Here is a 10,564-nt window from a genome sequence, read left to right on the forward strand (position 1 = left end):
GGAGCGTCTTCGCCAACATTTTGGGTTCCAATGAATTCAGAAATTCACGAACTGGACAATAACCATCCTTTGTATCATAGAATTCAACTTCGAACATATTTACTCCTTCTCCTAATTCAATAATATGTTGTATAGAACATATTGTCAACCATAGTTTCACTTTTATCTGCATTTTTAGAAAAAGCATTTACACAAAACACAAAGGAAAAAGGAGTGTGCATTAAATGAGAAAGCAGACTAAATATGTTGCAGTTCTTTCTGCAGCAGCTCTTCTTGCTATGGGCGCATCTATGACATCCTTCGCCGCTGGTTGGGAGAAGGACGAGGCAGGTGCATGGCACTATTATGACAAAGACGACGACATGGTTACCAATCAGTGGGAAAAGGACGGCGGCAAGTGGTTCTACCTCGATGATGACGGCAACATGGCTACCAATCAGTGGGTTGAGGATGACTACTATGTAGGCGAAGACGGCGCAATGGTCACCAACGGTTGGGTTAAGACTCTGGCTGATGATGAGGACCTTGACAGCCCAGATGAGAATGGTGAGCATTGGTACTACTTCGGCGCTAAGGGTAAGAAAGTTTCTGCTACAAATGGCGACTATGCAAAGAAGACCATCGGTGGAAAGACCTATTACTTCGATAACGATGGTAAGATGTACACCGGTTGGCATGAGTTCAAAGACGGTGAAGCATACTACCTCGGTGGTGAAGATGAAGGTTGGGCAGCAAAGAATCAGTGGCTGTGGCTTGAAAAGTCCGGTCTCGCTGACGACGATGACGGCGACGAGACTCTGAGCCAGACAGGTGTTCTTGGTTGTACAGATGCTGATACAGATACCTGTGATGACGAGGGTTGGTATTGGTTCGACAGCGCTGGTAAGGTATACCACAAAAATGCTCTCAAGACCATCAAAGGCAAGAAGTTCCGTTTCAACGACCACGGTCAGATGCTCTATGAGTGGATTAATACCAACACGACTCTTACACATTCTTCCAACGCTCAGCTGGATGGTAACCTCTCGGAAGACGACAGAGCTGCAACCATCGGTGAAATGCTGTGGTTCAAGGAGAACGGCGACGATGCTGACAGCGGTTCCAGATACAAGGGTTGGCAGTATATCGCTGGTTCTCAGGACGTAGGAAAGGATGGCGATACCAACTGGTACTACTTCAAAGATGGTAAGGCTAAGCACGCAGATACATCTAAGGATCTGAACGGTCTTCGTGATGGTTTCAAAGACAAGGAAAAAACCATTCCGAATCTTCTCGCAAGAAAGAAAGAGAAGCTCTCTTGGGATGGCAAGACCGGTACCTTCTGCTTCGATGATTACGGTAAGATGAAGACTGGACTTCAGTACATCGATGGCCATACATATTACTTCAATGATGACGGTTATATGCAGACCGGTAAGGTAGCAAATGTTGAAGAGGCTGATGGTGATACATTCAACTATTACTTCAACACCAAGAATTCTGGCAAGGGTCAGGGTTACACCGGTGAGAAGGACGGTTATCTGTACTTCAACGGTAAGAGACTCGAAGCGGATGATGATTACAAGGTATTCTTCGTTGATGGAAGTTACTACGTTGTAAACAACAAGGGTAAGTGCCAGAAGACATTAAAGAACAAAGATCTTGAGACTCCGGATGGTGTTAAAGAGAATGTAACTATCGGAAAAGACGGTAAGATTGGTAAGACCTATAAGCTCAGTGATGGGACAACTACGGTTGAAAGCAACAAGGATAAGAAAGATGGTTCTTACGAGTATGTCGGAGTGTTAAGGGACGTTGCTTGTGTTCCGCACATCCAGCTCGAAGATACCGATAACTACATCATCCCGAAACTGCTCAACTTTGATAAGGATGCTAATGATACTAAGGGACAGGTTCTGTCTCCGGAAGCAACTGCTACTCTTGAGGGTGAAGATTACCTCACAATGAATAAGTTTGTTGAGGAAGATGAAGAGAATAACGATGAAGGAAAGGAGTAATTCCTTAAGCTTCTGTTAATCTTGGACTCTAAGATTTAAGGAGAAGTCGCATCATATATCACAATATGATGCGGCTCCTCTTTTTTCGTATTTCTTCTTTTAATCTAACATACCGCGTTCCACGACCGTTGCAATTCTCCAAAAAAAAATGGAAGTATTCAAAAAGGAGCCCCACCGAAGTGGGACTCCCCGAAGTATTTAATCAGTCTCAACAGAAACCAATCTTAGGACTTATTACTCTTTCTCTGTTGTATCTTCTGTGAAGGTTTTAGAAAGATCCTTCACAGAGTCCCAAAGCAGGAAGTCATTGCTCTTGAAATCATCAGCAGTCATGACATAGTTGCCGCCATCAACATCCGGGATGATCATGTTGTCAGTGTCATCGAGCTGGATGTGCGGAGCTGCAGCTACTTCATCAAGAGTTGCAGTGAAACTATCGGATGTGATGGTTGCATCAGCAGCGATCTTGTATGTCTTCTTCGCGATGGAAGAGATGGTTACATCTTCCTGAACGACACCGTCCGGAAGCTCAAGATCTTTCTTCTTGAAGGTCTTCTGAAGTTTACCCTTGTTGTTAACTACATAGTAGTTGCCGTTTACATAGTAGATTCTGTAATCGTCGTCGGCTTCCAGTCTCTTACCGTTGAAGTACAGATATCCGTCCTTCTCACCGGTATAACCCTGACCCTTGCCGGAGTTCTTGGTGTTGAAGTAATAGCTGAAGGAATCACCGTCAGCCTCTTCTACGTTGGAAACCTTACCGGTCTGCATGTAACCGTCATTGCTGAAGAAATAGGTCTTACCAGCGATGTACTGAAGACCGGTCTTCATCTTACCGTTCTGGTCGAAGCAGAATGTGCCGGACTTGCCGTTCCAGGAGAGCTTTTCTTTCTTTCTGTAAACCGGTTTGTTGTCATCAGTGAGCTGGTTCCAATCCTCTTCCTCGGCGTGCTTAGCCTTACCATCCTTGAAGTAGTACCAGTTGGTGTCACCATCGGTACCTACATCCTCAGAACCGGAGATATACTGCCAGCCCTTGTATCTGGAACCGCTGTCAGCGTCGTCACCGTTCTCTTTGTACCATACCATGTCGGTGAGGGAGGACTCACCTGCTGTGCTCTGACCATCGAGCTGAGCATAAGAGCCAACCGTAACCTTGGAATTGTTAATCCACTCGTAAAGCATCTGACCATGCTCGTTGAAGATGAACTTCTTGTCCTTGATGGTCTTAATGCCGTTCTTGTGATACAGCTTACCGGAGTTATCGAACCAGTACCAGCCCTCATCATCACAGTCATCATCTTCTGTACATTCAAGAACGCGAATACCAGTTACATCGTCATCGTCATCGATACCCGGCTTCTGGAGCCATCTCCACTGGTTTCTGGTCTCCCAACCTTCGTCCGCAGTTCCAAGATAGTAAACGGTATCATTGGACTGCTGCCAACCGGAAAGCATCTTACCATCCTCATCGAAGTGGTATGTCTTGCCGCCGATGGTCTTCTTGGAAGAAGTAACCTTCTTACCCTTAGCGTTGAAGTAATACCAGTGTTCACCGGTATCTTCCGGGCTGTCAACATCGTCATCATCAGCCAGAGCCTTAACCCAGCCGTTAGTGATCATAGCGCCATCTTCACCTACATAGTAGTCGTCCTCAACCCACTGATCCGTAACCATAGCGCCGTCATCATCGAGGTAGAACCACTTGCTACCGTCCTTCTTCCGCTCATTGGTGCTGTCTTACCACACGATGGATTCGGCCCAGGAAGATCGACCGGATACTGAAAAAACAAGCCGGAATTCACTCAAATGTAGCCGACTCGTTTTGAATCGAGTAAAACTTTACATTTCGATTTCTTTCGAATATAATCAAATTAACTCGATAACGACCGAGTCGAAAGGAATCGAATAAAATGGAATTCATTGGAAGAGTAGCGGAACTGACGAAACTGAAGAGAGAACTGTCCTCGGATGAGATGCGGATGACGCTGATTTTTGGAAGACGCAGGGTCGGAAAAAGTGAGCTTGTCAAGCAGGCGATCAAAGAATTACAGACAAAGAGTATTTACTATGAATGTAAGCAGGTCACGGAAGAAAGCAACGTGCAGGGGATTTGCGAGGTTCTTTCGGAAAATCTGAAGCTGCCGAAACTGGGATACCAATCGATCGAACCGCTGATCGACTATATTTTCTCACTTTCCACGGATGAGAATCTCATTCTCGTACTGGATGAATACCCGTATCTTCGGGAAAATGTCAAAGGTCTGGACAGTATCCTTCAGGCACTGGTGGATAAATATCGTGACAATACGAAACTGAAGCTTGTTATTTTGGGATCCTATGTCGATATCATGAAATCTCTGATCGAGCATTCCAATCCCTTATTTGGCCGTGTGGACCTCGTCATTGACCTCAAGCAGATGGATTATTATGAATCGGCACTGTTTTATCCGGCCTTTTCGGCCGAAGACAAAGTCCGGATTTATTCGGTATTTGGCGGAATTCCGTATTTTAACCGGCTGATCAACGATAAAAAAAGCGTCCGGGACAATATCATCGATCTGATTGCTTCACCGGGGGCACGCCTGGAAAATGAGGTTTCCATGTACCTGAATGCGGAAATCTCGAAGATCGTCAATGCGAATGAAGTGTTTGAGGCGCTGGCCCGGGGCTTCTCAAGGTACAGTGATATCCTGTCGCAGTCCCATGTTTCCAGCGGTCCGACACTGGTGGACATACTCGGAAAACTGATCCGGATGGAAGTTGTGGAAAAGAAGGCACCCATCAATGACGAAACCAATAAAAAGAAGGCAGGATACTATATCTGTGATAATTTGTCTCTGTTTTACTTCCGGTATATTTTCAAGTATTCCTCTCAGATGAAAATCATGGATCCGGATGTTTTCTACGACAAGTATATCGCCAATGACTTCGAGGAGAGCTATGTTCCCCGAAAATTTGAAGAAATCTGCCGGCAGTATCTGATCCGGCAAAATCGTCTCGGAAAGATTGACCCGGTGATCGAAAAAATCGGGAAATATTATTATGACGATCCGAAGAACCATACAAATGGCGAATTTGACGTTGTTACGCTCGATGAAAAGGGATACATCTTTTACGAGGTCAAATTCCGAAAAAAGAAGCTTTCGAAAGAAGTGATCGACGAAGAGATCCGCCAGGTGGAGGCAACGAATCTCAATTGCTACCGGTACGTCTTCTTCTCAAGATCGGGATTTGTTGAAGAGGCGCCAGACAAGGTACAACAGATTGAACTTGAAAAACTTTTTGTAAACACTTCATCTTTCACGATTTAAACATCGGACCTATATTGTCTTTTTTACGGCTCATATAGCAAAATAACTTCTGGTCCACTGGACCAGAAATTATCTTCAAATCAATCTCATTCAACTTGTGGTCATTCTGACCACAAGCGACCTACTTTTCAATGAACCAATGACCTATAGTGCAATTTCTTCGTTGATAGTTGTGACAGACAGATACTCGGTCGTGACCGATTCGGTTCTGGCCGAGCAAAAAAAACGACACGGTGAAACCCTATGGCAACTTATCGATAACACATTACTTAAATAAGTTTTCTTCCTTGGGCAAAGAGCCATCCTTCCATTATTCATCCAAATCTAATTCCCTCTTCAAAAACTGATCAAATGCCGGCACCGTAAAGTCCAATTCGGAATGGCGGACAGCATAGATAATTCCTTTATTGATCAGCTGGGCCCGCACCGGAGAAACGGACTGGACACGGGTTCCCAGCTTTTTTGCAACATTTGCGATCGTGCACGGGAGCTCGCCGCATTCCACCATGGCGCGGATAAAGTTCTTTTCGTTTTCTGTGCAGCGTTCATATCGGACGCGGAAAAATCCCTCGTCCAACTGCTTAAGATACTCTTTTTCCGTCTGCTCCACCATCTCTGCATCGATCACATCCTGATCGCTTCGTTCCCAGATAATCTTGCAAAACTGCTGAATAAAATACGGATAGTTCCCGGTCTTCGCGAGGATCAGTTCGATCGCTTCGTCGGTATACGATACCCCCAGCTTCTTTGCCGGTTCCGTAATGGCATTCTTTGCGCTCTCGTCATCGAGAGAGCCGATGGTATGGTATTCAAAAAGCCGCTCAGAATAGGACTTGGCATCCCCAAGAGATTTCAGAATCTTTGGAAGTCCGGTGCCGACGAGCATGATCGGATGGCCGAGCTGATTGGAACGATGAAGCGCTGCGATCAATGCGGATAATTCCTCGGATTTCATAAACTGAATCTCGTCCACGAAAAAACATATGTGTACGTTTGCCCTTTTTGCCATTTCTCCGAGCGAAACGAATACATCGGTCAGTGTGGCAGTCAGACTGTCCGAAAGATAAAACGCCTTTTCCTGCGCAGAGAGCGAAATGGTGCCGTCGCCCGGATTAAACGAGACAATCAGTGATTTCAACGCGTCCAGAAGATTCTGAACCACATCCTGCATCACGACCTTGGCGGAGATAGACCGTGCGATCTTTTTGACTGCATTATTGATCAGAACAATGAAGTCGCTCTTGGCATCAACCTCAAAATGAACATGATAGATTCCTCTGGCTTCGGCCTTTTCTTCAATGGTATTGAGAAGAACCGTTTTGCCAACTCCGCGAAGCCCCGAGTAGATCACGGACTGCGTCGGGATATCGGAGATAAGCGCATCCAACAGCATTTCCGCATGAAGGATCTCTTCGGTTCTTCCGGCCAGATATACCGGCATGAGGCCCGCTCCAGGGCGGTATGGATTGGGTTTATTCATATGAGTGCGCTCCTTTACGATAGATACTGTTTTATTTAAGCATTGACCGATTATTTTCGATTGATAACGACAAATACCGAAAAATTTTTCATATATTTATTATATATTGAAAGAGGAAAGCTTACAACCAGTTATTTGTGCTGATACTATGAATTCAATTCACGAAAAAAATACTGTGATCATTCCAGAAACACCGCAAGTAAACAACACACGCCGCTTGTTTGATTATCTGAAGCAACATCCAATTATAGATATCAAGCGAACTGCCAAAGCACTGGGATTAAGTTACAGCACCACTTCCTCCGCTGTAAAAAACTGACTCAGTTCAGCATATTAAGAGAAATCACTAACGTGGGCTGAAACTGCGCGTTCGGATTTTCATATCCGAGGTGGTTATCCATTAAACATATTTCAACGGCAATGCAATCAGATTCTCTCTCAGGAAAGTTTTTTTATCGATCAGGCATAAAATAACGCCCATTCCCCGCTTCTTGTCTGGAATTTTGTCCAGAACAACATTGGTCCCTCCCATCTGTGCCTTGGGATTTCCTGTCATTTTGATTTCAACCGGATAAAGTATCCCGTTTTCTTCGATGATGAGATCAATCTCATTTTCTCCTGTTGTACGCTTGTCTTTTCCTCTGTAATAGAAAATGCAGAATCGATAATCGATTCCTTCATTCGAAAATGATTTTATAATCTCTGATATCACATACGTTTCAAACATATTTCCGGCGACCGCGCTGTTTTTTAAGGTGTCCGATGTGAGCCACCGTGTCAGATAACATGCGAGTCCTGTATCCCGGAAATAGATTTTGGGTTTTCGGATTGCTCGATTCAATACGCCGGCGCTGTATGGCTGAAGCAGATACACGATCCCTGTCCGTTCCAAAATAGATATCCAGCTTTTTACCGTGGGTTCGGATACGCCTACATCGCCGGCAATATTTGCGTAATTCAGAATTTCTCCGGTTCTGGCTGCAACTGCTGTTAGGAATTTCAAAAACGTTATACTGTCTGCTGTAATCAATTCGTGAATATCCCGTTCTATATAGGTATCCACATAAGAAGAATAGAAATCCTGCCAGTCCCGCTCAACGTCATACAATTCCGGATATGCCCCCTTGTGAATGAATTCCCAGATATCAGGATACTCTGTCAGTTCTTTTTCCCTTTCTGAAATATACTGCTCCGTCGGCACAAAATGATGGTTGAATTTAATACGATGAATCTCTCTGAGTGACAATCCGGAAAGCTCCATCACCGAGACCCTTCCTGCAAGTGACTCGCTCATTCCTTTCATTAGTTCCAATTTCTGAGAGCCGGAAAAGATAAACTGTCCTCGTGCATCAGACTCATCGACCAGAACCTTTATATCTTCTAAAATGCTGTTTTCCTTTTGAACTTCATCAATAAAAAGCGGTCTCGGATTATTTAAAAAGAAAAGCTTCGGTTCCTCTTTTGCCTGAAGTCGTGTCATTTTGTCATCAAAAGTCACTCTGTTGTACTCAGCAAATTGTCTCTTCAAAAGTGTGGATTTCCCCACCTGTCTGGCCCCCGTGAGAAGTAAACATTTGCTTGTGGATACCCTCTTTTTTACGATATCAGTGATTGCTCTCTCGATATACGCCATATCATACCTCCGACCAAATCAAAATCTAATTTTAGTTTAGTCGTGTTATTGTGTTTTGTCAAGCAAAGCGGCGACAAATCTAAAGTTCAATTTTAGTTTTGTTGCCATTGTGTTATCCTGATCCTTACGACCGTACGATTTGTTCGCTCAGTTCCGAATCCAGCTTACCATTTCGATAAAAAAAGCATTGCCAAAACACAAAGGACCTTTATATCAGAAATGACATAGTGTTTTTTTTGCATTCTATCGAGTTAGAAGATGTAATTCATTTTGTATTTCGATAGTGCTAAACAACACTTGACCAACTCAGCTGATGTGTCAATACCGGATGCTGAACAAAATTCACTTTTGTCATATATCGAACAATTCAAAAAAGATGAACATACAAGTTTAGGCAGAAACGCAAAAAGGAGCCCCACCGAAGCGGGGCCCCCATCATTCAATAGACTAGAATACTTATAAATTAATTCTTGTTTTTGTTGTTCTCATACTTTGAAAGATCAACTTCCTTATCCTTGGCAACTTCTACAGTCAAGAAGTCGATTCCCTTGAGCTTTTCTGTATCTGCATCACTAATAATAACAGCATCACCACCCGGAAGGCCAACGATCATCTGATCGGTATCATCAAGCTGGATGTGCGGAAGAGCTACGTCCTCTGTCAGTTCAGTCTCAAGAGCATATTTCTTCTTGCTCGGATCAAGAGTTACATCCTCTGCTACGGTACCATCAGCAAGTTCAAGGTCTTTCTTCTTGAAGGTCTTCTGAAGTTTACCCTTGTTGTTAACAACATACTGCTTGCCGTTTACAGCAAATACTCTGTAATCGTCATCAGCCTCAAGTCTCTTACCCATGAAGTACAGATAGCCGTCCTTCTCACCGGTAAATCCCTGACCCTTGCCGGAATTCTTATTGTTGAAGTAATAGTTGAATGTATCTCCATCCGCCTCTTCAACATTGGATACCTTACCAGTCTGCATATAACCGTCATCGTTGAAGAAGTATGTCTTGCCTTCGATGTACTGAAGACCGGTCTTCATCTTACCATACTGGTCAAAACAGAATGTACCTGTCTTGCCATCCCAGGAGATCTTCTCTTTCTTTCTGTAGATAGCATCGCCGCCGTCGGTAAGATCATTTGTCTTATCCGCAAACTTCGGCTTACCATCCTTAAAGTAGTACCAGTTGGTATCTCCGTCTTTTCCTAAAGCTTCAGAACCGGAGATGTACTGCCAACCCTTGTAACGAGCACCGTTGTTTGCGCCGTCACCGTTCTCCTGGAACCACATCATGTTTCCAACTGTTGCAGCACCCTTAAGATCTTCGCTGTCAAGCTGAGCATGAGATCCTTTCGTAATCTTATTTCCGTATACCCACTCATAGAGCATCTGACCATGCTCGTTGAACATGAACTTCTTGCCCTTGATGGTCTTCATGCCTGCCTTGTGATAGAGTTTGCCGGAAGCATCGAACCAGTACCAACCCTCATCATCACAATTGTCGCTATCATCATCGGTGCAACCAAGAACAGCTTTACCGGTCACATCGTCATCAGTGTCATCATCGAGGCTGGATTTCTCAAGCCATCTCCACTGATTTTTGGTCTCCCAACCTTCGTCCTCACCGCCAAGGTAGTATACATTGTCACCGCTATCCTGCCAACCGGAAAGCATCTGACCATCATCATCGAAGTGGTATGTCTTGCCGCCGATGGTCTTCTTGGAAGCAGTAACCTTCTTACCCTTAGCGTTGAAGTAGTACCAGTGCTCACCGGTATCTTCCGGGCTGTCTACGTCCTCATCATCAGCCAGAGTCTTAACCCATCCGTTGGTGATCATTGCGCCGTCTTCGCCTACATAGTAGTCAGACTCAACCCACTGATTGGTTGCCATGTTGCCGTCATCATCGAGGTAGAACCACTTGCCGCCGTCCTTCTCCCACTGATTGGTTACCATGTCGTCGTCTTTGTCATAATAGTGCCATGCACCTGCTTCGTCCTTCTCCCAACCAGCGGCGAAGGATGTCATAGATGCGCCCATAGCAAGAAGAGCTGCTGCAGAAAGAACTGCAACATATTTAGTCTGCTTTCTCATTTAATGCACACTCCTTTTTCCTTTGTGTTTTTGTAAATGCTTTTTCTC

General features: G+C 44.5%; 6 protein-coding genes and 1 pseudogene. 2 read left to right on the top strand and 5 right to left on the bottom strand.

The window, feature by feature from the left end:
• The first annotated feature begins 224 nt into the window (after positions 1–224).
• A complete protein-coding gene (locus tag BR86_RS0113385; protein ID WP_075034499.1) occupies positions 225–1,997 on the top strand; it encodes a hypothetical protein in 1,773 nt (590 codons plus the stop codon).
• 234 nt (positions 1,998–2,231) lie between these two features.
• On the opposite strand, the gene BR86_RS0113390 is transcribed toward BR86_RS0113385, so the two are convergent.
• Together BR86_RS0113390 and BR86_RS16455 are read right to left on the bottom strand one after the other, a co-directional pair.
• The gene (locus BR86_RS0113390; protein ID WP_051684823.1) at positions 2,232–3,620 is read right to left on the bottom strand and encodes a hypothetical protein; all 1,389 of its coding nucleotides are present in this window, start codon (positions 3,618–3,620) and stop codon (positions 2,232–2,234) included.
• Positions 3,609–3,719, bottom strand: a pseudogene (locus BR86_RS16455) (hypothetical protein); the annotation flags it as partial. The pseudogene BR86_RS16455 and the gene BR86_RS0113390, both read right to left, overlap by 12 nt.
• Before the next feature lie 191 nt (positions 3,720–3,910).
• Here BR86_RS16455 and BR86_RS0113395 point away from each other — a divergent pair.
• Positions 3,911–5,311 carry an ATP-binding protein gene (locus tag BR86_RS0113395; RefSeq protein ID WP_031474720.1) on the top strand — a complete coding sequence of 467 codons (1,401 nt, stop codon included), beginning with the start codon at positions 3,911–3,913 and terminating at the stop codon, positions 5,309–5,311.
• Between the two features lie 310 nt (positions 5,312–5,621).
• On the opposite strand, the gene BR86_RS0113400 is transcribed toward BR86_RS0113395, so the two are convergent.
• The 3 genes from BR86_RS0113400 to BR86_RS0113410 form a co-directional block, all read right to left on the bottom strand.
• Positions 5,622–6,791: an ATP-binding protein gene (locus tag BR86_RS0113400; protein WP_031474722.1), complete on the bottom strand. Its 1,170-nt coding sequence runs from the start codon at positions 6,789–6,791 to the stop codon at positions 5,622–5,624.
• Between the two features lie 400 nt (positions 6,792–7,191).
• The gene (locus BR86_RS0113405) at positions 7,192–8,424 is read right to left on the bottom strand and encodes an ATP-binding protein (protein WP_031474724.1); all 1,233 of its coding nucleotides are present in this window, start codon (positions 8,422–8,424) and stop codon (positions 7,192–7,194) included.
• A 463-nt stretch (positions 8,425–8,887) separates the two neighbouring features.
• Positions 8,888–10,516 (bottom strand): hypothetical protein, encoded by a 1,629-nt coding sequence (locus tag BR86_RS0113410; protein ID WP_075034497.1) that lies wholly within the window; start codon positions 10,514–10,516, stop codon positions 8,888–8,890.
• Positions 10,517–10,564 lie beyond the last annotated feature (48 nt).

It is taken from the genome of [Clostridium] aminophilum DSM 10710, assembly GCF_000711825.1.
Lineage (GTDB): Bacteria > Bacillota > Clostridia > Lachnospirales > Lachnospiraceae > Clostridium_R > Clostridium_R aminophilum.

Excerpts from the sequence above, each read along its gene's own strand:
- BR86_RS0113385 (WP_075034499.1), top strand. The coding sequence starts at position 225 with ATGAGAAAGCAGACTAAATATGTTGCAGTTCTTTCTGCAGCAGCTCTT.
- BR86_RS0113390 (WP_051684823.1), bottom strand. The coding sequence starts at position 3,620 with ATGATCACTAACGGCTGGGTTAAGGCTCTGGCTGATGATGACGATGTT.
- BR86_RS0113395 (WP_031474720.1), top strand. The coding sequence starts at position 3,911 with ATGGAATTCATTGGAAGAGTAGCGGAACTGACGAAACTGAAGAGAGAA.
- BR86_RS0113400 (WP_031474722.1), bottom strand. The coding sequence starts at position 6,791 with ATGAATAAACCCAATCCATACCGCCCTGGAGCGGGCCTCATGCCGGTA.
- BR86_RS0113405 (WP_031474724.1), bottom strand. The coding sequence starts at position 8,424 with ATGGCGTATATCGAGAGAGCAATCACTGATATCGTAAAAAAGAGGGTA.
- BR86_RS0113410 (WP_075034497.1), bottom strand. The coding sequence starts at position 10,516 with ATGAGAAAGCAGACTAAATATGTTGCAGTTCTTTCTGCAGCAGCTCTT.